The following is a 22,687-nucleotide window of genomic DNA, read 5'->3' as shown; positions in this document are numbered from 1 at the left end:
CGAGAAGGACGCACAACGCCCGCTTGCCTCTCCTATAACCTCGTCATCACGCATGACAATTTCTCCGCGCACAACCGTCATAATCGGCCACCCTGTGCACTCATGGCCGTCAAATGGCGTCCACCCACATGGAGATACAATCCAATCCGTCGTGATGGTCCGCTGCGCTGTCATGTCCACGATGGTAAAGTCAGCATCATAGCCAGGTATGATATGGCCCTTGTTACGCAAACCATAGACCCTTGCCGGTCCAGCGGACATGAGCTGCACCATCTGTTCAAGTGACAGGCGACCAGCCGACACATGATCCAACATGACTGGCACTAACGTCTGCACACCCGTCAGACCTGCCGCTGTGGCTGGCCATGGCCTCATCTTGGCTTCGAGGGGATGTGGCGCATGGTCCGAACCAATGCAGTCTACCCTCCCTTCCCGCACGGCTTTCCAGATCGCGTCATGATGAAACTGGTCACGGATCGGCGGATTCATGACGGCAAGACCACCCAGCCGGTTATAGATTTCCGGCCCGACATGCGTCAGGTGATTGACCAGAATCTCGGTCGTCACGAGATGGCGATAAGCCTTGAGATACTCCAGTTCCTCCGCTGTCGAGACATGAAGAATATGAATCGGACGTCCTGTTTCGACCGCAAGTGCTGTCAGGCGTCGTGTTCCAAGGAAGGCGCATTCCACATCATGCCATTCCGCGTGGAGGCGATGCGGCTCCCCCTCTTGGTACATCGCCCTGCGCTTCTGAAGCCGGTCATGGTCTTCGGAGTGAAAACAGATACGCCGACGCCCATGGCGCATAATGCGCTCTACACTCTCGTCGTCATCCACAAGCATATCGCCCCGGGATGAACCCAGAAACAGCTTGATGGCACAGACCGCATCATGCGTCTCGAGTGTCTCAAGCTCGAGCGCGTTCCGCTTGGTCGCCCCGATATACAGGCCGACATCACACCAGATCTGCCCGTGCACGGAAGCAATCTTTTTCGTGAGCGTCGGAAGATCCGTTACGGGTTCCGCAGTGTTAGGCATATCAAAGAGAGTCGTAATCCCTCCCAGAACTGCCCCCCGTGTTCCATCGCTGAAATTCTCGACTGCCGGATCACCTGGGTCCCGAAGATGAACATGCGGATCAATCAGCCCCGGAAGCACGGTCAGGTTCCGGCAGTCCACCTCCTGATCCGCCGTAGCCGTACGAAGGTCTCCAATAGTGCTGATCCTGCCGTCCCGACACGCAATATCCGCGACATAGCGACTCTGGGGTGTGACGACCGTCCCGCCCCGCAGTAGCAGATCATAATGCATTGATGAGCCCTCAAAGCAGATAGCTGATATCCTGCCGGTCAATCATGCGCAGACATGCGTCCCAACCCATTTTTTCAATATGGAGTTGCTTGGGCGTCACGGCCTGCCTGCCCATACGGTTCTGGATATCCATCGGTGGCGTCACCAGTTCAGGATTCCCTGCCAGCGCGGCAACCTGAATTTCACAGGCCCGCTCCAGATTATAAATCCGGTTGAGAGCTTCAGCAGCATTGTTGCCAACTGCGATCAGACCATGATTGCGCAGGATCAGCACCTTGTTATCCGCAAGATCAGCAACAAGACGACCTCGCTCTTCATGCGACAGCACAAAGCCTTCGAACTCATGATACCCAACGGCACCATCAAACATCATGGCCTGCTGGCTGATAGGCAACAGGCCGTGCTTCTGGGCGGAAACAGCAGCACCGGCGCGTGTATGCGTATGAATCACAAACCCAACTTCCGGCATCGCTTCGTGAATTGCGCTGTGAATGTTACAGCCGGCGTCATTAATGTCCGCATCCTGATACTCAGGGAACGGCACACCGGCTTCGTCGATTTCGATCAGGTTGGAAGCGGTAACTTCATCAAACAGCAGGTTATACCGGTTGATCAGCAGTGCACCATCACGATCCTTGATCCGGGCCGAGGCATGAGTATGAATCAGGTCCGTCATCCGGAAATGAGCCAGGATACGGAAGATCGCCGCCAGCTCCTGCCGGACGGATAAGCCTGTGGACGTAATGGACGCTGCATTCTGTGTCATAGTCATATTCCTGTGCTCTGTAACGATAGGATATCGGTCCCTTTCCAGAATGAAAACGATATCCCGCATGTCATGGAAAAATCTTCTCTGCTTAAAGCGCCGCAGAGAAGGAGAACATCGCCGTAAAACCAGCCCCGATGATGTAAAGCGGAGCCGAGCCAGCGACTGTCGATCCGTTCATGGCACGTGCAGATTTTGCATTGAACTGCGTGCTGTAGATTCCGGCCAGATAGTGATTGTTTGTCAGATTGACGAGATTGAGCTGAATTTTGGGCGCCTTGACCGGACCAATTTTCGGCAGACGATAACCCAGAGTCATATCAACCGTCTTGAACCCGGGAATTTTTTCGTCATCCATAAACGTCGAATACTGACTTGATACATAATGCATCTGAATATTACCAAATATCCGGCTGTCATTATAGTTTACACCAAGGTTAGCCGTCCATGTCGGAGAACCCGTAGCCGTATTTCCAGCAGTCCGGAGATATGTACCCTGGGTCGGAATGTTGTTGTCAATCGTTGCATGCAGGTATTCACCCGATGCAAAAACGGAGAAGTGGTGAAACGGCGTTGTTCCAACCGAGACATCCGCACCCCGGCTTGTCTGACCACCAGCATTGACATACTGCGTAACCAGACCTGCATTCTGAACAACAACTGTCTGAACCTGACGGTTCGTGAAGTTATAGTTGAAAAGCGTCAATTGGGCGTTGATCAGCTTGCCGCTATAGCGATAGCCAAGTTCCTCTATGATCGACGTTTCGATCTTCTGGTCGCGGGATGCCCGCCCCGTAATCTTGCCCGTGCTGGCACTGACGGAGTCCGCAATCTGGCTCGGATCCGGAACACGGGAGTTCACACCCGCATCCATAAAGATCTCATGCTCGTCATTGAAATCATACCGCGCACCAATGCTCGGCATCGGAGCTGTCTGGTTGTTGTTGATGTTATAGGTCACGCCGGGAATGCGGTTGAAATCCTGCGCACGATAGAACAGATATTTAAAACCAGCCTCAAGCGAAAGACGGTGATTCAGATAGGAGGCACGATCGCCCAAGAAAATCTGGTTCGTCTGAATGCGGTTGAGCACGTCAGAGAAATTATAGAGCTTTCCGTTCGGCAGATATACGGCCGAGGAAGTACTGCCCCACAGGCTCTTGGGGCTGCCAGAAGCATTTAGATAGTTGAACTGACCTGCCTGTGACTGCTCTGTAAAGCCATACCAATCTCCGAAAACCAGACGGTTATGCTCGCCAATTTTCCATTCAAGCTTCGCATTGATACCCGAACGCATGAAAAGCGCTGGTGAATTGGCATACAACAGTGCCGAATTGGCCGTAGAGCCATTTCCTGTCTCAAGCTGAAGCCCCGAGATCTTCTGCGTGCCCTGATAGGCCGAAGACGCAGACAGGTTCATCGCCCCCGGAATGGCTGCTTCTGCCCAGTAGAGATACGGGTCAACATCCAGGGCAAGGTTACGGGAGAGCGCAAAATGCTGGTTCAGGGTCGCAAACATGCCCTGATAGACATTCTGGTGCAGCTTGTAATAGTTGGTATCACCCGGCGTAAATTTGCTCGTATAATTGTAATTCTTACCGTAGGTATTCCACGCAGACATAGTTGGAGGACGCTCGAGCTGGAAATTAAGCTTGGTCCATTCCACTGCAAGGGTCGTCCGGTGCCCACCCTGCCAGTCCTTGATAAACTTGGCGTCCACGTGCTCGCGCCAGTTATGACCCGGACCGCGCCAGTCATCACCAACAAAGTTGGAATAGGACACAAATCCACGCACCCCGGTATTCCCGATATCACCCGTATCAATACGACCATAAACCTGACGGGTATTATGGGCGCCATAGGTAATATTGGTTGACGCTCCCAGCTTATGCTCTGGATTATGCAAAGCCATGCGGATCGTACCCGCAGCGCCATTGGAACCCGGCAGATCGAAGCTGGTTGATCCAGGGCTAAGCCGGACTTCCTCAAGGTTCAGCGCATCCACCGCTTCCTGAGGATAGAATGTACCATCATTGGTGATCGGAGAATTCTCGTACAGCCAGATGATCTCATTGTTGTTCAGACCACGGACCGTGATGTTTCCCGGCTCGATACCATAGGGATCCTGCGTCGCCACAACCGCTCCCGGCTGCATCGCCATCAGCTGTTCGGGATTGGCTGTAGCCGGTTGCGTCTCAATAAAAGCACGGGTCGTTGCGACCGAAGAGCGGATATCCTTAGTCATGGACAGCAGGCCACCGCCGCTCTGTCGATGCGTATGCACGGCAATCGCTTCGATATCACCCTTGGCATCAACGCTTTTCGGCTTCCTGGCCCCGCCTTTGGCCGCCTTCGGCTTTCCTGCTTTTGCCTGTGGCTGAGAGGCGGATACCGGCGTTGAATGCCTGCTCTTGATGTCCGCTCCATACGCTACGGTACCAGCTCCGTAAATCAGACCCGTCGTAGACAGAAGCAGTATTCGTGCAGCTGACCAGTGTCTCATCGCTCTGCTCCCTATAATACCATGATGATCGCGTGCTTTACTGTAAGTATCGCTCTCCTAGGAGGCGATGCCGTGCAGCGATATTAAGCAACGCGAAAATGTTTCCGTTTCGTGATGATATAAGCATCCGAATATTTGAGGCGGCAACAAATTGGTTATTAGGAGATCAGCAGCGCTATATCGTCTCGTGATAGCTCCCCCACAAACAGCATGAAAACCTGACCAGAAAAGTATATATTTCAATGATTTGCGATTATTCGAAACCTTACACCACCCTACGAATTTCAAAGGTTTTAGTCGAATTCAGGTTTGATTAGGGTGAGCTTCAGCAAGCGAGTAGAGAGATTGCCTGCAATCAGTTCGGATTCGAATCCATATCAGTAGATGGTATTCGTTCTTTCGTTATAAGCATGAGCTGGCCTTACAGGTCTGGCTACCAGGGTATCCTGCCTATCAGGGCGCCGGTTTTGCGGAACACAGATTTATACGGAGCGCGACATGTTGCTTGTGAGGGGTGGCCACGTCATCATCGATACCGGAACGATCCTGAAGGATGCGGCAATCTGTATCGAAAACGAGACAATCAAGGAATTCGGTTCCTGGACCGAGATGCAGTCGAAATATCCTGCTGCCAATGTCATCGGCGATGGAACCTCGCTCGTCATGCCGGGTCTGATCGACGCCCATTCACATGGCCGTGGCCTGTCGCCCATCCAGAAGGGCGTGCTTTACGACTACCTCGAGAACGCTTTTCTCGACTGGTCAGCTATGGTCTATCTGCCGAACGATCTGTGCTCCGCTCTTTCAGCGGTTCGTCATCTGCGGGGCGGCTGCACCACGATCCATCACACCGGGTGGAACGATGAAGGCCCCAAAGCGCTCGAACAGGCCCGTCAGGCCATCAACAGCTATCGCGAAACCGGTATCCGTCTGGCTTATTCGCCAGCAGTTCGTGACCGCAACCGATTCTGCATTGATGAAGGGGACTTCCTGAAGACCCTTCCAGCGGAGCTGCACGATTTCGTCCTGCCAATGACACGCTATGATGCACGCGCGATTGCAGACGGCTATCTCGATCTCTTCGAGACCTTACACCGCGAGGAAGACACCCCGATGAGCAGGGTTCTCCACGGACCTTCCTGGGCGCACGGCTCCACTGACGAATTCTTCACCCGAATCCGCGACAGCGCCAATTCCCACGGCGGCACCCCGATCCATATTCATACACTCCAGACACCTCATCAGCGCGCCTGGAGCATCAAGACCTTCGGCTGCTCTCTCGTGGAACATCTGGACCGCATCGGTCTTCTGGGGCCTAATACCACGTTGGGTCACGCCGTCTGGCTGTCTGAAAAAGACATCGACCTCATCGCCGAGCGCGGTGCCAGTACGACGCATCATGGCTCCTGCAACCTGCATGTCCGCAATGGCATTTCCCCGGTCTGGTACATGATGCGCAAGGGCATCAACGTTGCTCTCGGCATCGACGATAAATCCCTGAACGATGATGATGACGTCCTTATGGAACTGCGGATGTCGGCCATGCTCTCGCGTGTTCCGGGCTTCGATCTTGCGGAAATGCCTCCCCTGACATCAGGCCAGATCCTGTCCATGGGAACAACAAACGCCGCACGGACACTGGGTTTCGAGCAGAACCACGGAACGCTTCAAGTCGGCGCAGCTGCTGACCTCGCAGTCATGGAGACGGGTTCCATGCTACACGATCCTTGGACTTCGGAAAATCTTTCCATCCCAGACCTGCTCCTGTGGCGCGGAAAGGGACAGGACGTCCGCGATGTCATTGTCAACGGCCGCATTGTGATCCGTGACCGCAAGTTCCAGACCATTGATGTCGAGGGGCTATATGGTGAGATCCGCAGCTACGTGAAACATCACGAGACGAAGGCCGCAACACCCGAGCGCATCTCCGCACTCGCCAAACTGCGTCCCTATTTCCATGACTGGCACCGCAAGATGCTTGATCACCTCGATATTTCGGAGCCGTTCTACCTCGTCAACGGACGTCACTAAACCACAACACGCCCGGTTCCGGAGAGCACTCTCCGCAGTGCTCCCCAGTCCTTATCATCGCTGAGGAAAATCATGATGCATCGTCGCTCCCTGCTGACCGGAATGCTAACCGTTGCCGGAACATCCCTGATTGGGAGAGCCCACGCATCAACTCTGGAGAGTGTACGCCAGCAGGGCTTCATGCGCATCGCGACAACAGGAGCCAATGCGCCCTATAGTTTTCTGGACGCTGACGGAACCCTTACAGGTTTCGATCTCGAATGGTCCCGGCTGATCTGCAAAGGCCTTGGTGTTGAGCCGCGTTTCTCCTACCTATCCTGGAGCGGAATCCTCCCCGGCCTGATGGCTGGCCAGTATGACGCTGTCATGAGCGCCGTCCGGGTCACCCCGGAGCGTAAGGCCAGCTTCGTTTTTTCAGAGCCTTACTGCACCGATTCCGCTGCGGTGATCGTACGGGCTGACAACAACACCATTCATGAAGTCGAAGACCTGCACGGACTGACCATTGGCGTCGCATCCGGCAGCATTCTTGAGGACGTGGCTCATAATCAGGCCAAACCCGGCACACTACGCTCCTATCCGGGTCTGCCTGACATTATCATGGATGTCATGTCTGGCCGACTGGACGCCGGGATCGTCGGATGTGGCGGCGCGCAATATGCCATCAGACAGCAGCAGGTGCCCCTCAAGCTCGTCGGACGTGAAATCGATCCTCATCCTCTGGCAATGATACTGCCATCCGGCTCCGAAACACTTGCAGCTGCCGTCTCAGAACAGATCCGCGCCAGACGAGCGGACGGTCAGGCCAAATCCTTGTCCGATCACTGGTTCGGGGCCTGAAATCCGTGGTGAACTGGCATTTCGTCGCCCATATCATGCCGCGCCTCCTCCAGGCCTGCGGCGTCACGCTCGAAATCAGCATGGCGGCGCTGGTTATGGCCACCTGCCTCGGGCTGTGTATTGCGCTGGCACGCCTGTCGTCGGTGCGCGCCATCTCACTCCTAGCCTGGGGATATGTCTGGATTCTGCGGGGAACGCCTCTGCTGCTTCAGCTCTTCGCAGTCTATTATGCCGTCCCCCAGAGCGGCTTCCGTCTTGACCCATGGAGCGCTGGCATCCTGACGCTCGGCCTCAATTCCGCAGCCTATTTCTCCGAAATTTTCCGCGCCGCCATCCAATCCGTCCCATCAGGACAGGCCGAAGCGGCAGCCGCAGTTGGTCTTGCGCCTTTTCAGATCATGCGCCGCATCGTGCTGCCACAGGCGCTCAAACCCGCATTGCCCCCTTATGTCGGACAGGCCATCACACTTATCAAAAATTCGTCGCTTGTGTCCGTCATTGCCGTGCCGGATCTGATGCTGACCGCCCAGAGCATCTATTCCGTAACATTCAAGGTGACGGAAGTGATGGTCGCAACCGGCATTCTCTATCTGGCGATCACCACAGTTCTCCAGATCGCACAGGCGTGGATCGAACGCCGCCTCAGCTATTACACGGTGCGCTGACATGACCGTTGTTTCCTTCCAGAACGTCTCCAAATCTTTCGGAGAACGCCAGGTCCTTACGGACATCACATTCGATGTCCCGAAGGGGGAGGTTGTCTCCCTGATCGGCCCCTCCGGGGCTGGAAAATCCACCCTTCTCCGCTGCGTCAACCAGCTGGATCGCCACACCGCCGGCAGTATTTCTGTCGCCGGTCAGAGCATCTCGCCCTCCTGCCGTCAACGCGACCTCATACAACTGCGCCAGCATGTCGGAATGGTTTTCCAGTCCTTCAACCTGTGGCCGCATCTCTCGGCGATCGGTAACGTGATGGAAGGTCCGGTGACTGTCCTTGGCACACCGCGCGCACAGGCACGTGAACAAGCTGCGGCACTGCTGGAGCAGGTCGGTCTTTCCGCCCATGCCAGTAAATATCCGGGCCAGCTTTCGGGCGGACAGCAGCAGCGCGTGGCCATCGCCCGCGCCCTTGCCATGCAGCCCAAGGTCATGCTTTTCGACGAAGCCACAAGCGCGCTTGATCCCGAAATGGTGCAGGAAGTGCTCGGCGTCATGGAAAAACTAGCCGAGAGCGGAATGACCATGCTGGTCGTCACACATGAAATGGCCTTCGCACGCCGTATCGGCCATCGCGTCATTTTCATGGTGGATGGACAGATCGTGGAAGACGAAAGACCCGAGACCTTCTTCTCCGCACCTGCCACCGAACGTGGACGCACCTTTCTTTCAAGAGCCCTGCCAACATGAGCCGCATCGAAGCCGTAGACGGACTGGCATTCCGCCTTCCCTCATCCCTGACTGCCCAACCACGCGACGAGGAATGCTTCCTACTGCGAATTGTCACCGAAGACGGCCTGACGGGCTGGGGTGAGGCTCATGGCAGTCCCTTCCTGTCCCGCGCCGTAGTGAACGCACCCAAAACCCATATCACCGCGCAAGGACTGCGCAGCATCCTGCTCGGCACCGATGCATCCGACATTCCAGCCCTGCGTCGCCGGATGGAAAAAAACACCCAGTGGATCGGTCGTGACGGTGTGGTCATGCAGGCCATCGCCGCCGCCGAACTGGCGCTGTGGGATCTGGCAGGGCAGCGCGCAGGCCTCCCCGTCAGCCGTCTGCTTTCGCCCGAAGCCCGGACATCCATCGCCTGTTACGCGAGCGACAAGGTTGCCGCCACGCCGGAAGGCACCGCGCTGCGCATCCGAGCCGAACGTGAGGCCGGCTTTCGGGCCCATAAACTGGGCTGGCCCCCCTTCGGTGCCAGCGAGGAAAGCGACGTCGCCTTCCTTCAGGCCGCACGCAATGTCGCCCCCGATGCCACCCTGATGGTTGATGCCGCACAGGCCTTCACGCTGGAGGAAGCCCTCTCCCGCACCCGCGCCTTCCAGCCTTTCAATCTTGCCTGGATCGAGGAGCCCCTCAACCGCGACGATCTGGACGATCAGAAGACCCTGCATGAGCAAAGTGCCGTCCCAATCGCGTCTGGTGAGGGCGAATGCGGGATTATCGGCCTGAAACGAATTGCTTCTTTTGTAGACATCCTACAGCCGGACATCACACGCTGCGGCCTGCTCGCAGCCTGCGAAATTGCCCCGCAGGTCCCGCAGGTTTGCAGCCATTCTTTCACGACACCGCTGAACATCGCCATGCATGCCCATTGGCTGACAGCAATGCCTAATGCACTATTTCTGGAATGGCCCATGTCCAAGGCGGCACTCTGGGCGCCCTACTTCCATGGAAACCTCACGCCCGTAAACGGCGAGGTTCTTCTTCCGCAATCTCCCGGCTGGGGCCTACGCCCGGATCTGGACGCACTGGCTCCTTTTATCATGCCCTCTGAAGGCTGAAACGCAGAGAGGGAGGGAGCCACAGGCCCCCTCCCTTCAACAGTAGTGATGCAGGAAAAAAGTCAGTTCTGCTGAACGTACCGAATGCAAGCCTGCGCCAGAGATCGTGTTGAGTCCACGTAAGGCAAAATATCTTCGATCGCCTCACGCAGCAGCGGCAGTTCAGTGCAACCAAGAATTACCGCATCCGCCCCACGTGCCTTCAGCCGTCGACTTGCCTCCCGCACAGGTGCAATCGCCGCAGTGATGTCCCCGCCTTTCACCATGCGTATAATCTCGTTGATGAGGAGCTGCTCTTCGACATCAGGAATCATGCACACAAAACCCGCCTTCTCGAGACGCTGGCGATAAAAACCAGACATGATGGTTCCTGCAGTAGCCATCAACGCCACCTTCTGCACCCGAACTCCGTCACTCCACATCCGACCGAGATCCTCGCAGACCGCATCCGCAATGTGCAGAACAGGAATATTCAGTGCGGCCGCAATATCGGAGTGAAAATGATGAGCGGTATTGCATGGAATCACGAGTGCCGTAGCGCCCGCCCTCTGTAGCCGCACAGCATGATCTTGCAACATCGGTAGCGGAGACGGGGCAGTAGCATCCAGAATGGAAGTACTTCGGTCCGGTATGACCGGATCAGAGAAAATCAAAAGCGGAATATGCTCCTGATCCACCTTCGCTGAGGTATTAGCGATGACCTGCCCCATAAAATCCGCAGTTGCTGCAGGGCCCATTCCGCCCAGAACGCCAATCAGCTTAACGGACTGGTCCACGACGCTGTCCCTGTTTGAGAATAATCCGCCCGATGGCGGCAGAAACGGCAGACCCGACCGGGTCAATGACGCGAACCCCCAGGCGCTCTTCCAGAGGCTCGCGGAAATGGGACATGCTCGCGCAGCCCGTCAGGACAATATCCGCCCCACGCGCCACAAGGGTCTGTCCGGCTTCCAACATCCGGTCCAGCAGTTCCGGAGAAGTCGCCTCGACCGCGTTCGAGGCAATGCCCTGACTTCCCACATACCGGTCAGCCAGACCCATCATGCGGATCTTGCGACGCTGCCGATAGGTAGAAAGGATCGATAGAGAAATGATTCCGAACTGATCCGCTTCTGTCAGGGCCTGAAGGATTGCATTTTCACCGCATCCAAGGATGATTTTTCCCGGGAACGTCTCCCGGGCACCCAGAAGCCCCGGATCACTGAAACAGGCAATAACATAGGCATCTGCTTCATTTTCCGACACGATCCTGCGCACCATCGGCGCAATATCATCTGCATCCCGCTGATACGATACGCCCGGCGGAGCGCCCGGTGTGCCCCGAACATCGATCCTGACAGGAGAAAGCGCCCGGAAATGCTCGACTTCCTGGTCAATCGCCGCTGTGACCAGCTCCGAGGAATTCGGATTGATGACCAGTATTCTGGCTGTATCGGTCATAAAAAATTCCCGCTGACAGATTGGAAAAACCGCATTTTATTTGCGGATGATAGCACCCACCTGCTCGGTAATCGGGGTGTACCATTGCGGGCGCCGATGTGCCTCAAAGTTGAACATCTTGGACTTGCCCTGCAGGCATTGATCCATGTCGCAGTCCGCGACAACGACTTCATCTGCAAGAGTTTTCGCTTCCGCAACAATCTGTCCGTCCGGATCAACGATGCATGACCCGCCGATCAGTCCGGATCCGTCCTCGTTACCAGCCTTGGCAACAGCCACACTCCAGCACGCATTCATGTAGGAATTGGACTGCGCCACGAGCTGGGCATGGAAAGTCCGCAGTGCGGCACTTTCGGTGTCACCGCCGTTAGGATCGTAAGCCGCCGAATTGTAGCCGACACAGAGCAGCTCCATTCCCTGCAACGCCAGGCATCGCCAGGCTTCCGGCCAGCGGCGGTCATTACAGATCAGCATGCCAATAATGGCATCCTTGAGCGCTGGGCCTGAATGGACGACCGGGAAGCCAATGTCCCCATATTCAAAATAGCGCTTCTCAAGTTGCTGATAGACCGCACCAGGACGCGGCTCGACTGAACCAGGAAGATGAATCTTCCGATATTTTCCCATGATCTGGCCATCCGGACCGACCAGAACGGACGTATTGAACCGCTGACCGTCCGGCGTTAATTCAGCATAACCGAGATAGAATGAAACTCCGAGTTCCATTGCGCGATCGAAAAGCGGCTGAACATTATGGTTCGGCATCGATTTTTCAAAATAATCTTGTAGTTCCTGTCCTTCTAGCAACCAGCGCGGGAAGAAGGTCGTCAGCGCCAGTTCCGGAAAAACCACCAGATCAGCACCCTGTCGAGCAGACTGTTCCAGAAGCGTTATGAGCCGGGCAAGCGTGTCTGCCCTTGAGTCCGTACGCTGGGTGGGCCCCATCTGGGCGGCAGCAATTCTGATAATGCGGCTCATTATGTTCTCGAAGCTGTATTGGAGGAGAATAGGTATTGCGTCTATTTTTGACCTGTCTTGACGTTATGGAAATTCCGAAATCGAATCAATTAAAGGCCTATAACAATTGAATGGCCTCTATTTGAATTGCTTATACGCATGCCGCCGGCCTGAAATGTGGGATCGCTTCCAGAAGCTGCGCCGTATAATTGCTTTGCGGGGCGTGGAAGATATTCTCACACCGCCCGGCCTCAACAATCCTCCCCTTCCTCAGAATGATCGCTCGGTCGCACAGCATGCGCACAACATGCAGATCATGACTGACGAACAGGTAGGACATGCCCCGCTCCCGCCGCAGCCGTTCAAGAAGCGCCAGCACCTCGGCCTGCACCAGCACATCCAAAGCAGCAGTGGGTTCATCAAGAATCAGCAGGTCCGGCGATACAATAATCGCCCGCGCAATACCCACACGGGCGCATTGCCCTCCCGACATCTGGTGTGGATAACGCTCCAGCATATCTTCCGACAGCCCGACGGACCGCGCGGTCTGCACGACAAGCTCTGCAAGTGCATCTCCCTCAGGGACCGGCCCCATTCGCAGCAGTGGATCAACAATCGACCGGAAAGCCGTGTAACGCGGATTGAGACTGCCTGCCGCATCCTGAAAAACGAACTGGATTTGCCGACGCTGTGGCGCCCGATAAAAATCCTCGGCGGAAAGTGAACTGATCGACGTCCCGTTGAACAGGATTTCACCACTGTCCACATCTACCAGACGACTGATAAGCCGGGAAATCGTGCTTTTTCCCGAACCGGACTCTCCGATCAGTCCAAGACATTCGCCCTGACGGATAGAAAAGGACACGTCATCCACGGCCCGGAACCCGCTCTGATATTCCTTCACCAGATTTCGTACCTCCAGCAATACCGCAGGACCGCTTTCCTGCCGGGCGGCAGCATCCTCCGGCGCTTCCAGTAAAGATGTTTCATTGGGACATGCCGCAACCAGCCGACGCGTATAGTTGTTCTGCGGGTTACTAAAGAGCATTTCGGGCGTTCCGCGCTCTACGATTTCACCATGTCGCATGACCGCGACATCATCGCTGTACTGCGCCGCCATTCCCAGATCATGCGTCACGAGAATCATGCCCATGTCCTGCTCGCGCGTCAGACGCAGGAGCAAATCCATTGCCGATTTCTGCGTCAGAACGTCCAGACCCGTCGTCGGCTCATCCGCGATGATCAAATCAGGCGAACATGCCACTGCCATGGCAATGACGATGCGCTGGCACAGACCCCCTGAAAGCTGATGGGGATACGCATTCAGACACCGCGAAACGTCCGTGATGCTCACCTGATGCATCAGTTCCACAAGCCGCGCCTGCAATGCAGCGCGGTCCAGTCTGTCGTGAGCCCGGATCACGTCCGCAAGCTGGTCCCGCACCCGCCGTGTCGGATTGAGCGCCGCACGCGGATTCTGGAACACCATCGCAATGCCTGCCCCGCGCAGACTGCGCGGAACGTGACGTGTAATATCCTGCCCCCGGAACCGAATTGTCCCTTCCGTCACGACAGCCTGTTTCGGTAGCAATCCCATCGTAGTCAGCCCTGTTACGGACTTGCCCGAGCCACTTTCCCCTACAAGCGCAAGCACCTTCCCGCGCTCAACGGACAGAGAAATGCCATGCAGGACTTCTCTGCTGCTCCGGTCAGATGTGAAGCTGACGCGAAGACCATCGATGGTCAGAAGAGGTTCGTTCATGAGCGTGTCCTCGGATCGAGCAGGTCCCGCAGGCCATCTCCCAGAAGATTGAAACACAGGATGGTCACCATCAGCATCCCGCCTGGAAACACCACCAGCCACCAGCGCCCCGAGGACATGAAATGTGCCCCGTTGGCAACCATCACTCCCCATTCAGGCGTCGGTACCGGAATACCTAGTCCCAGAAAGGACAACCCTGCGGCATTGAGAATAGCCCAGCCTAGATTGAGGGAGGCCTGTACGACGATGGTCGGCAAAATATTGGGCAGCAGGAACATCAGCACGATGCGCGTGGGCGACGTTCCGCTGACATGCGCCGCCTCGACCCAGCCCAGATTCCGGCGCGCCGCAACCTCGCTCCGTGCGATCCGAATATAGAACGGAAAATTGATAATGGCCGTCGCATAGATCAGATTGGCGATTGAATTCCCCAGAACTGCCACAAGCGCCATGGCCATGACGAACAGCGGAAACGCCGTCAGCACATCCACAATGCGCCCCGTCACACGGTCCAGCCAGCCCCCCTGATACCCACAGAAACACCCGACCGTTACACCCGCCACAAGCGAGATCGCCACTGCAGAAACGGCAATCGACAGGTCAAGGCGCGCCGCCGCAAGGATCCGGCTGAATACATCACGCCCCAGCTCGTCGGTTCCAAACCAGTGCTGCCCGTCAGGCGCAAGAAGCGCATGCGGTACGTCCGAAGCCAGCGGATCGTATGGCGAGATTACGGGCGCAAGCACCGCCAGAATCACGATGATAGAAAGACCACCGATTGCCAGCGCTGCCACAGGCTGCTGGCGGATAAAACGTCCGAACCCGAAGCGCTTTGAGCGCATTGTGACATTCATCATGGTCATTCCACACTCACTCGCGGGTCCAACACACCCAGCAGCAGGTCAATCACCAGATTTACCAGAATGAACAGGCACGCCATCAGCAGGATAAACCCCTGCACCGGCGCATAATCGGACGAAACGAGCGCATCGAGCGCATAGGACGCTACACCCGGCCAGGAGAAAATTTTCTCCACCAGCACATTCGCCCCCATCATGGTCGAAAACACGATCCCCACAGTCGTCAGGACCGGCATCAGCGCGTTGCGCAGCGTATAGACGATCATGATCCGCCAGGTCGGAAGTCCCATGGCCCGTGCCGTACGTATATAATCTGCCCCCAACACCGAAATCACTGCCGCCCGCGTCATACGGGTCAAAGGCGCAATCACAAACAGCGCCATGGTCGTGGCCGGCAGAACAAGCTGACCGGCAGCCTCGTGCCACGCCGTCCAGTCCCCCGCCAGCGCACTGTCAATCAACAGGAGACCCGTCAGCCTTGGAGGTTGAGGAAGGAAAATATTAATCCGGCCAGTCGGGTCCGGCGCAAGACCCAGCCAGTAATAACAAACGTAGACCAGCAGAATCCCCGAGACGAACGGCGGTATGCAAAAACAGGCGGAACAGAAAGCACGGACGAACTGGTCGTATTTCGAACCGGACCACCAGGCCGCCGTCAGGCCCAGAGGGAGAGAAATCAGCAGGCTGAGAGCCAGTGCTGTCAACGTCAGTTCCAGCGAAGCAGGCAGGCGTTCCTGCATATCCCGTGCCACGGACTGTCCAGTCGTCAGGGAGCGACCAAGATCACCCGTCACGAGGTTTTCTAGATAGTGCAGAAACTGGACGGGCATGGGTGCATCAAGCCCCATTTTGTGGCGCAGTTCCTGAATTTCGGCCTGCCCGGCATTAGGGCCAGAAGCAAAATAGACGGCAGGATCACCGGGAAGCACCCGCATCATGATGAAGGTGAAGAGAATGACGCAGAAGAGCGCGGGAAGCGCCGCGCCCAGACGCAGCCCGATCCGGCGGACCAAAGGCGGGAGGAGATGTTTTTCCGCGGACATGCTCAGCTCCGGGCCAGAGTGCGGAAATCGACCTGACGGTAATACTGGTATGTGAAGCCAGTAAGGTCAGGGACGGTTACGGCATCCATGTTGGGCTGCCACAGAAGGATTAGCGGAACCTGATCGACGAGCAGGTCCAACATGCCCTGACATTCGGCCACATAGGCCGCTTCGTCTGTCTCAAAACGGGCCTTTTCCACAAGCTCCACCATTTGCGGACTATTCCAGTTGGAGAAATTCCAGCGCTGGTCGCGGGTGAAATACAGGTAGAAGAAATAATAGGCATGCTCGATCCAGCCGGCCGCTGTGTCGGTGTAGAAATCGAGCTGTCGCCGGGCCTGCATGGTATTGAACTGTGCATCCGGGAGCTTGTCGATTCTGACCGTAATGCCGATATGACCTAGCGCTTCCTGGATCAGCGCGGCCATGGGCTCAGCTGTTGTCGTCTGGCTGGTGGCATAGGAGAAGGTCGTGTGAAAACCGTCGGGATGGCCGGCTTTCATTAACATCTCGCGCGCTTTCTGGACATTCTGCGAAAATGGCAGAGGCTGAGGAAAGTCAGGCGCAGGCGACCGCTCTGACCAGTCTGCGCCATAAAGGGGTTTGCCGCGTCCAAAAATGCTGGCGGCAAACAGGTCCTGATACGGCAGAGCCAGCGCAATGGCACGGCGGACAAGAACATTATCGAACGGCGCGCTCTGTGTATTGAAAGCCAAGTGCGTGAAGCAGTTGCTCTCCACAACAGAATCGATGTGGACCTTGCCGCGCCGGGAAAGCGCCATGATGTCATAGGCCTCAAGGTCAATGACAATGTCAGCGTCCTCGCGTTCGATCAGCCCGGCGCGGGTTGTGGCTTCAGGAACGGTCTGGCTGATGATCCGCTGGAAGAAGGGCGGTGCTCCACTGTGCCAGCCGTTATGACGGGTCAAGGTGACATTCACGCCGGGCCTGAAGTTCTCGACACGAAAAGCCCCTCCGGCGGCCGTATTGTGCTGGAGCCACTGCTGGGCCCAGGGATCGTCTGATGTGGCATGCTGTCGGGCCAGCCGACTGTTGACCATGATCGCATAAGGCATGGCCAGATTGGCCATTGCCAGGCGGTCGGGCTTGGGCAAGGAAATCTCGATGGTGCGCTCACCAGCAATGCGGAACTGATCCGGTGTGGTCAGGGAGCCGCTGCTAAACTGGGGGCGGGCGAGCGAGTTGGCCGAGACACAGCGATCAAGAGACCATTTAATGTCTTCAGCCATGACGGGTGTGCCGTCATGCCAGACGGCATTGTCCCGAAGGTGAAGTGTAAGACGCCTCTGGTCTGCGCTGATCTCGCAGGATTCAGCAAGCTCGCCCTGCAGATGCGCAGGATCGAACGTCGCGAAGGCCCCGATAGGACGACTGCCGAACGTCATGAGGCGATCATAGACATTCATGCTCAACCCGAAGGACTCACGGGTCGATCCGAGCATGGTGGGATCAAGCGTATTGATGGCACCGCCCGTGACATGACGCAGCGTCTCTCTTCGGGACTGGGCCAAAGCGGAACCCTGCGGGTACGGGAGTGTCAGGGCAGCCCCCGCACTGAGGGCCGAACTCAGGAAGGCCCGACGGCTGAAGATGTTTCTGACCATAGGCTCAGGCATCTTCCAGTGTCATGGGATGACCGGCAGGCCAACGAAGCTCCGCCTGCCGAATGTCGTAGTCTTTCAGATCCTGCCAGTAGGCCTGCACATCATCACGAAACAGGGCACCGGTGATCCCAGAGACCAGCTTGGGCACAGAGAATTTCATGGCGTTGATGGATGATCCTGACGGCCCAAAACTCATCGTGGCCGCGATCGAGAACAGATGGATATTCCGCAGCCACGGCGTTTCACCGGGAACGCGTTCCTGGAGCGTGTAATCGTTTCCCAAATAGGGAAAGGCCGCCAGGCGGCTGTTCTGCTCACCCGGAGCAGGCGTAAAGCGGTCTTCCCAACGGGCGATATTTTCAGCAGCACGAGCCAGTTCCGGGCGCTGCGCAGGATTATGCTCAATACCGGTGGCGCAGATGACGTAATCCGCCTCAAAAGGCCCCTGTGCGGTCTCCAGCAGGATTTTTTCTCCCTCCATGCGGGCAGCGTTCCAGCCTGCTCCCGTATGAAGACGGAAATTCATGTGCTTCGCACAGCGGTCCCATGTGGGCTGGGGAAAACCTTCACGCAGGCCAAGAATATAGTTCATGAAGCGCCATTTCCAGACGTCATCCAGTTCGGAAAAATGCTTCAGAAAACCAGTAAAGGTCAGCCACAGGTAAGGCTGCACAAGCTGCGGCTCCGCCCGGCGACAGAAAAGATGTACCTCTCCTGCCCCTGCTTCCAGAGCGGTCGCTGCATTATCGAACGCTGATGCACCAGCTCCAAGAACGGCAACGCGTTTCCCACGCAGAGCCGCGAAATCAATACCTTCAGCCGTGTGGGCGCGAACCTGTGCAGGCAGCGCTTCGATGAAGCCCGGCATAGACCAGCGACCCAGACTCTCCTGTCCCGTGGCAAGAACAACTTTGCGGGCAAAACGGCGCACCGGTTCCGCACCTGCACTCTGGAGCAGGACACACAAACCGCCTTCACAGGGCTCAATATCCAGAACAGTCGTGTCATTCTGGACCGGAATTCCAACGGTATCACGCAGCCAGAGCAGATATTCGACCCAATGCTGCTTGGTGATCAGATGCAATGCAGTCCAGCTTTCTGCCCCGAACTTCGCTTCGTGCCAGCTCTGATAGGTCAGGGACGGAATATCGAGATCGGGGCCGGTGAAGTCCTTAGGGCTGCGAAGCGTATGCATGCGGGCATAGCTCAGCCATGGCCCTTCCATCCCCCGGGGGGCCTGATCGACCACCAGAATATTGAGGACCTCATCGCGCATCAGGCCGAATGCCGCAGCAAGACCGCTTTGCCCACCGCCCACGATCAGAACATCGAGCATTGCCTCGCCGGAGGGGGCCACGTGCCGGAATGTCCAGGAGCGGCGTGGATGAGCGATGCGATCAAGGTCATCACGAACGCGGACTGTCAGGTCGGCCAGAGCGTGATTTGTCTGCGGGAGGGCGTCTGAGGTCATTTTGTACACCGCCTGTCATCTGGAATATCGTTTACAGGAGAGAACGAAAAGCAGCTGATGTGAACTGTTTTCCCGGCTTTTTCGATTGCGAATCATTGCCGGGTATAAGCCATCTTAATACCGCCCCGGAATAAAGAGCAGAATTGTAATTATTTCGTATCCGGTCCTGTCGACAGGGTATTGGAAACTGTTCCACAGTGCTGCTGCATACGCCTCTGAAGGGGAAAATCCATGGATCTGGGTCTGAATGGAAAAACGGCTCTCGTGGTTGGAGCAAGCCGAGGGCTGGGACGTGCAATCGCGATTGGCCTATGCGCCGAAGGTGTCAATGTCCTGGCAGCCTCGCGGCATCCCGCTGACATCGAAGTTTGGCGTGCAGAATTACCTGAAGAGCAGCGCAACCGTATTACAGCGCTGCAGGCCGATCTCAAGGACCGTGCATCCATTACCGCACTGGCAGACAGCGTTCTGGCCAGCGTAGGCGTAGACATTCTCGTCAACAACAGCGGCGGCCCCCCAACCGGCCCCGTCAGCGCTTTCTCCGACGAGGAGTGGATCGACCATTTCACGGTCATGGCAAGCCGCTTCTTCCTGCTGGCATCCCGGCTGGTTCCCGGGATGCGGGTACGAAAATGGGGGCGCGTGCTGACTGTAGGGTCATCAGGGATCATGCAGCCTATCCCCGGACTTGGCCTTTCAAACGGGATCCGCGGAGCGATTGCCGGCTGGTCCAAGACACTCAGCAATGAGGTTGCTGTGGATGGTGTGACGGTCAACATGCTGATCCCCGGACGCATTCATACGGATCGCCTCGACCAGCTCGATGGCGCAGCGGCCTCTCGTGACGGCATAACTGTCGAAGAAGTCGCCAACCGCTCCCTGTGCAACATTCCCGCCGGACGTTATGGGCGGCCGGAAGAATTTGCCGATGCCGCAGTTTTTCTGGCCAGTGAGCGAGCATCCTACATCACCGGCAGCCAGATCCGCATCGATGGTGGAATGGTCAGGAGTGTATGATGCGGCATGATTTATCGGCCCTGCTGGAAACAGAAGATTTTCGTACAGCCGCCCGTCGTTATTTGCCCCGGGTTCTGTTTGAATACATGGACCGGGGAAGCGAACGGGAAACAGCCCTCAAACAGGGAAGAACGGCGTTGGACCATCTGCGGATCATGCCGTCTGTTCTCACTGGCTCCAGCACCAGAGACCTGTCGTGTAATATCCTGGGGAAAACCTTCCCAACCCCTCTGATCGTCGCGCCCACGGCCATTGCAGGCATGATCCGCACCGGCGGAGAAGCCCGGATCGCCTCGGCTGCGGCCCGGGTGGGAATACCGGTCTGTCTGGCCACACAATCCATCGTACCGATCGAAACCGTTGCACGGGCAGCACCGGGAAACGTGTGGTTTCAACTCTACATCTGGCAGAACCGGCAGCGGACACTGGACCTGGTGGAACGCGTCAGAACCGCCGGTGTGGAAACGCTGTTGGTGACGGTAGACACGGCCGTGCAGCCGCTGCGGCACTACAATCGACGCAACGGGTTCAGCATGGGTTTTCGGGCTACGCCACGGTCTGTCCTGGACATTGCGTCCCATCCGCGCTGGGCGTGGAATGCACTTCTGCGGCCTCTGCTGCAGGGGCGTGGAGTACCGGATTTCCCGCATTACCCGGAAGGTCTGCGCCCAAATGTCCTGCGCCCCCAACAGGACCCGTCCGTACGGCTGGCACAGGACGTGACATGGCAGGATATCGAACATCTGCGTGTGTTCTGGAAAGGGAATCTTGTACTCAAGGGGGTTTTGTCCCCTGAAGATGTAACACACGCCAGACGGATCGGCATTGATGGAATTGTCGTCTCAACACATGGCGCGCGCAATCTTGATTCAGCTCCTGCCGTAGCAGATGTTCTTCCCTCTCTGGCAGACGAAGCCGGGAATATGACAGTCATCGCCGATAGCGGGATCCGGCAGGGAAGCGATGTTTTCAAACTACTCGCTCTTGGCGCAGATGCGGTTATGGTCGGACGTCTGCCACTCTATGGTCTTGCTGCAGGCGGGGTCGAGGGTGTGGAGCGCATCCTGAACATGCTTCTGGACGAACTGCGCGTGACAATGGCACTGAGTGGAAAGGCTACGCTGTCACAGCTGGGGCTGAATAGTCTCCTGAACGTCAGGGGGCAGGAATAAAACAACGCTCCAGAAGCCGGTCTTTCCTGCTTCTGGAGCACCATGCCCATGAGCTATGTGGAAGAAACCGACCCTTTACGGCTCAACTTCCAGAAAAAGATCGTGGCTCCCCCCAGCATCAAAGCATCCATAATTAGCCCCCAGGCATAGGCTGACGTCGAACCGGCAAGAGACGCAAAAACCACCGGACCAAAAAAATTTCCGAGGTTTCCGAATGAATTGATCAACGCAACCCCGGCTGCTGCCTGAACGCCGTGCAGAAAACGTCCGGGTACGCCCCACATCAGCCCGAGGATCACGAAAATTGCAGCTGTAGCCAGTGTGAGCAGGGCGCCCTGTCCTGCAAGAGATGGTATGAATGTCATGCTTCCCAAGGCCAGGCAGGCAGTCACCAGAGCACTGAGAATACGCCTGTTATCAGTAACCGTCCCGGTTCGCTTCACGCTTATCAGGAGAGCCACTGCACCTGCAAAATAAGGAACGGTCGCAAGCCGGAGAACATTGTGCCGCTCGAACCCGGCATGAGCAATCATCTGAGGCAGCCAGAAATGAATGGTGCTGCTCACAAAAGAGATACAGAAGAAGACAACGGCAATTTTCCAGACGATCGGGAGCCTGAACGCGCCAAGAAACAGGTCGAGAGAGCGCGACTGCCGGGAAGCCCTCAGATAGGCAAGACGACCGGCCATAACTACCCGCTCATCCTCTGTCAGCCACACGGCGTGCTCCAGCCGCTCAGGAAGACAGTGATAAAGCAGAGCACCCAGAAGAATTGAGGGAAGCCCTTCAATCAGAAAAAGCCATTGCCACCCGTGCAGATTCCATGTCCCGTTCAAGTGCAGGATGACACTTGCAAGCAATGACGACACAGCGCTCGCCACTGGGATGACCACAATCAGGTAACTGACGACCCGTGCATGCAGCTTGGGCGGGAAGGCCTGCATCAGGAAAAAGAGGATCCCGGGATAAAAACCGGACTCCGCCACCCCGAGCACGAAACGCATGACGAGAAATCCGGTCCCGGTCCCGACGAAGGCCATACCTGCAGAGACAAGCCCCCAGGCAATCATGCAAACCGAAAGCCACAACCTGGCCCCCAGTCGACCAAGAATGTAATTGCCCGGCATCTCAAAGAGAACATAGCCGATAAAGAAAATACCGGCGCCCAGTCCATAAGTCGTGCCTGAAAGCATGAGGTCATGGCGCATGTCAGCGGCAGCAAAACTTACATTGACCCGGTCTACATAAGCAAAAAAAAACACAAGACGAGAAGCGGCATCAGACGGATGAGCAGCTTCCTGTCAAGCGAATCAAATCCTGGCATTATTCTCTCCGCAAGCTTTACCCTACCGATGCCACAGAGGCCCGCAGGGCAAGGG

Annotated in this window: 19 protein-coding genes; 7 read left to right on the top strand and 12 right to left on the bottom strand. The window is 56.6% G+C overall.

Annotated elements, in window-relative coordinates; genetic code table 11:
- The 3 genes from GSP01_RS04035 to GSP01_RS04025 all read right to left on the bottom strand — a co-directional run.
- Nucleotides 1–1,314, bottom strand: a 1,314-nt coding sequence (locus GSP01_RS04035; protein WP_141350963.1) for a dihydroorotase, incomplete at its 3' end; no start/stop codon positions are given.
- Between the two features lie 10 nt (nt 1,315–1,324).
- Nucleotides 1,325–2,080: a class II aldolase/adducin family protein gene (locus tag GSP01_RS04030; protein WP_202257552.1), complete on the bottom strand. Its 756-nt coding sequence runs from the start codon at nt 2,078–2,080 to the stop codon at nt 1,325–1,327.
- Nucleotides 2,081–2,171: 91 nt separating this feature from the next.
- Entirely contained in the window at nt 2,172–4,583 is a 2,412-nt protein-coding gene (locus GSP01_RS04025) for a TonB-dependent receptor (RefSeq protein ID WP_141350959.1), read from the bottom strand.
- Between the two features lie 498 nt (nt 4,584–5,081).
- Between GSP01_RS04025 and GSP01_RS04020 the strand changes: the two genes are divergently transcribed.
- The 5 genes from GSP01_RS04020 to GSP01_RS04000 all read left to right on the top strand — a co-directional run bounded on the left by GSP01_RS04020 (nt 5,082) and on the right by GSP01_RS04000 (nt 9,961).
- Nucleotides 5,082–6,614, top strand: coding sequence for an amidohydrolase family protein (locus tag GSP01_RS04020; RefSeq protein ID WP_141350957.1), 1,533 nt, complete (start codon nt 5,082–5,084; stop codon nt 6,612–6,614).
- 72 nt (nt 6,615–6,686) lie between these two features.
- Entirely contained in the window at nt 6,687–7,454 is a 768-nt protein-coding gene (locus GSP01_RS04015) for a substrate-binding periplasmic protein (protein WP_141350955.1), read from the top strand.
- A gap of 8 nt (nt 7,455–7,462) precedes the next feature.
- Nucleotides 7,463–8,119: an amino acid ABC transporter permease gene (locus tag GSP01_RS04010; RefSeq protein ID WP_141350953.1), complete on the top strand. Its 657-nt coding sequence runs from the start codon at nt 7,463–7,465 to the stop codon at nt 8,117–8,119.
- 1 nt (nt 8,120) lies between these two features.
- Nucleotides 8,121–8,861 carry an amino acid ABC transporter ATP-binding protein gene (locus GSP01_RS04005; RefSeq protein WP_141350951.1) on the top strand — a complete coding sequence of 247 codons (741 nt, stop codon included), beginning with the start codon at nt 8,121–8,123 and terminating at the stop codon, nt 8,859–8,861.
- Entirely contained in the window at nt 8,858–9,961 is a 1,104-nt protein-coding gene (locus tag GSP01_RS04000) for a mandelate racemase/muconate lactonizing enzyme family protein (RefSeq protein WP_141350949.1), read from the top strand. Before GSP01_RS04005 ends, GSP01_RS04000 begins: the two co-directional genes overlap by 4 nt.
- Before the next feature lie 62 nt (nt 9,962–10,023).
- Here GSP01_RS04000 and cuyB read toward each other — a convergent pair whose 3' ends face one another.
- The 8 genes from cuyB to GSP01_RS03960 all read right to left on the bottom strand — a co-directional run bounded on the left by cuyB (nt 10,024) and on the right by GSP01_RS03960 (nt 19,119).
- Nucleotides 10,024–10,737, bottom strand: coding sequence for a cysteate racemase (gene cuyB, locus GSP01_RS03995; protein WP_141350947.1), 714 nt, complete (start codon nt 10,735–10,737; stop codon nt 10,024–10,026).
- Entirely contained in the window at nt 10,721–11,401 is a 681-nt protein-coding gene (locus GSP01_RS03990; protein WP_141350945.1) for an aspartate/glutamate racemase family protein, read from the bottom strand. The genes cuyB and GSP01_RS03990 overlap by 17 nt, the downstream gene beginning before the upstream one ends.
- Before the next feature lie 36 nt (nt 11,402–11,437).
- Nucleotides 11,438–12,379, bottom strand: a complete 942-nt coding sequence (locus GSP01_RS03985) for an N-carbamoyl-D-amino-acid hydrolase (protein WP_141350943.1) — start codon at nt 12,377–12,379, stop codon at nt 11,438–11,440.
- A gap of 130 nt (nt 12,380–12,509) precedes the next feature.
- Complete coding sequence (locus tag GSP01_RS03980; protein ID WP_141350941.1) at nt 12,510–14,120, bottom strand: ATP-binding cassette domain-containing protein; 1,611 nt, start codon at nt 14,118–14,120, stop codon at nt 12,510–12,512.
- Nucleotides 14,117–14,977, bottom strand: coding sequence for an ABC transporter permease (locus GSP01_RS03975; RefSeq protein WP_141350938.1), 861 nt, complete (start codon nt 14,975–14,977; stop codon nt 14,117–14,119). Before GSP01_RS03975 ends, GSP01_RS03980 begins: the two co-directional genes overlap by 4 nt.
- Nucleotides 14,978–14,979: 2 nt before the next feature.
- The gene (locus GSP01_RS03970) at nt 14,980–16,023 is read right to left on the bottom strand and encodes an ABC transporter permease (protein WP_141350936.1); all 1,044 of its coding nucleotides are present in this window, start codon (nt 16,021–16,023) and stop codon (nt 14,980–14,982) included.
- Between the two features lie 2 nt (nt 16,024–16,025).
- A complete protein-coding gene (locus GSP01_RS03965; RefSeq protein ID WP_141350934.1) occupies nt 16,026–17,660 on the bottom strand; it encodes an ABC transporter substrate-binding protein in 1,635 nt (544 codons plus the stop codon).
- On the bottom strand, nt 17,653–19,119 hold the full coding sequence (locus tag GSP01_RS03960) for an NAD(P)-binding domain-containing protein (protein WP_141350932.1): 1,467 nt from the start codon (nt 19,117–19,119) through the stop codon (nt 17,653–17,655). The genes GSP01_RS03965 and GSP01_RS03960 overlap by 8 nt, the downstream gene beginning before the upstream one ends.
- 231 nt (nt 19,120–19,350) lie before the next feature.
- Here GSP01_RS03960 and GSP01_RS03955 point away from each other — a divergent pair, with 231 nt between their 5' ends.
- Both GSP01_RS03955 and GSP01_RS03950 read left to right on the top strand, forming a co-directional pair.
- Nucleotides 19,351–20,136: an SDR family oxidoreductase gene (locus GSP01_RS03955; RefSeq protein WP_141350930.1), complete on the top strand. Its 786-nt coding sequence runs from the start codon at nt 19,351–19,353 to the stop codon at nt 20,134–20,136.
- A complete protein-coding gene (locus GSP01_RS03950) occupies nt 20,133–21,308 on the top strand; it encodes an alpha-hydroxy acid oxidase (protein WP_211579816.1) in 1,176 nt (391 codons plus the stop codon). The genes GSP01_RS03955 and GSP01_RS03950 overlap by 4 nt, the downstream gene beginning before the upstream one ends.
- A 53-nt stretch (nt 21,309–21,361) precedes the next feature.
- On the opposite strand, the gene GSP01_RS03945 is transcribed toward GSP01_RS03950, so the two are convergent.
- Entirely contained in the window at nt 21,362–22,570 is a 1,209-nt protein-coding gene (locus GSP01_RS03945) for an MFS transporter (RefSeq protein ID WP_141350928.1), read from the bottom strand.
- Nucleotides 22,571–22,687 lie beyond the last annotated feature (117 nt).

Origin of the sequence: Gluconobacter sphaericus NBRC 12467 (assembly GCF_006539125.1) — a bacterium.
Classification (GTDB): domain Bacteria; phylum Pseudomonadota; class Alphaproteobacteria; order Acetobacterales; family Acetobacteraceae; genus Gluconobacter; species Gluconobacter sphaericus.
Note: the sequence above shows the minus strand (reverse complement) of the source record. Positions and strands in the feature narration are given on the sequence as shown.

What these genes read in the sequence shown, in the direction of transcription:
- GSP01_RS04030 (WP_202257552.1), bottom strand. Translation starts at nt 2,080, where the DNA reads ATGACACAGAATGCAGCGTCCATTACGTCCACAGGCTTATCCGTCCGG.
- GSP01_RS04025 (WP_141350959.1), bottom strand. Translation starts at nt 4,583, where the DNA reads ATGAGACACTGGTCAGCTGCACGAATACTGCTTCTGTCTACGACGGGT.
- GSP01_RS04020 (WP_141350957.1), top strand. Translation starts at nt 5,082, where the DNA reads ATGTTGCTTGTGAGGGGTGGCCACGTCATCATCGATACCGGAACGATC.
- GSP01_RS04015 (WP_141350955.1), top strand. Translation starts at nt 6,687, where the DNA reads ATGATGCATCGTCGCTCCCTGCTGACCGGAATGCTAACCGTTGCCGGA.
- GSP01_RS04005 (WP_141350951.1), top strand. Translation starts at nt 8,121, where the DNA reads ATGACCGTTGTTTCCTTCCAGAACGTCTCCAAATCTTTCGGAGAACGC.
- GSP01_RS04000 (WP_141350949.1), top strand. Translation starts at nt 8,858, where the DNA reads ATGAGCCGCATCGAAGCCGTAGACGGACTGGCATTCCGCCTTCCCTCA.
- GSP01_RS03990 (WP_141350945.1), bottom strand. Translation starts at nt 11,401, where the DNA reads ATGACCGATACAGCCAGAATACTGGTCATCAATCCGAATTCCTCGGAG.
- GSP01_RS03985 (WP_141350943.1), bottom strand. Translation starts at nt 12,379, where the DNA reads ATGAGCCGCATTATCAGAATTGCTGCCGCCCAGATGGGGCCCACCCAG.
- GSP01_RS03980 (WP_141350941.1), bottom strand. Translation starts at nt 14,120, where the DNA reads ATGAACGAACCTCTTCTGACCATCGATGGTCTTCGCGTCAGCTTCACA.
- GSP01_RS03975 (WP_141350938.1), bottom strand. Translation starts at nt 14,977, where the DNA reads ATGATGAATGTCACAATGCGCTCAAAGCGCTTCGGGTTCGGACGTTTT.
- GSP01_RS03970 (WP_141350936.1), bottom strand. Translation starts at nt 16,023, where the DNA reads ATGTCCGCGGAAAAACATCTCCTCCCGCCTTTGGTCCGCCGGATCGGG.
- GSP01_RS03965 (WP_141350934.1), bottom strand. Translation starts at nt 17,660, where the DNA reads ATGCCTGAGCCTATGGTCAGAAACATCTTCAGCCGTCGGGCCTTCCTG.
- GSP01_RS03960 (WP_141350932.1), bottom strand. Translation starts at nt 19,119, where the DNA reads ATGACCTCAGACGCCCTCCCGCAGACAAATCACGCTCTGGCCGACCTG.
- GSP01_RS03955 (WP_141350930.1), top strand. Translation starts at nt 19,351, where the DNA reads ATGGATCTGGGTCTGAATGGAAAAACGGCTCTCGTGGTTGGAGCAAGC.
- GSP01_RS03950 (WP_211579816.1), top strand. Translation starts at nt 20,133, where the DNA reads ATGATGCGGCATGATTTATCGGCCCTGCTGGAAACAGAAGATTTTCGT.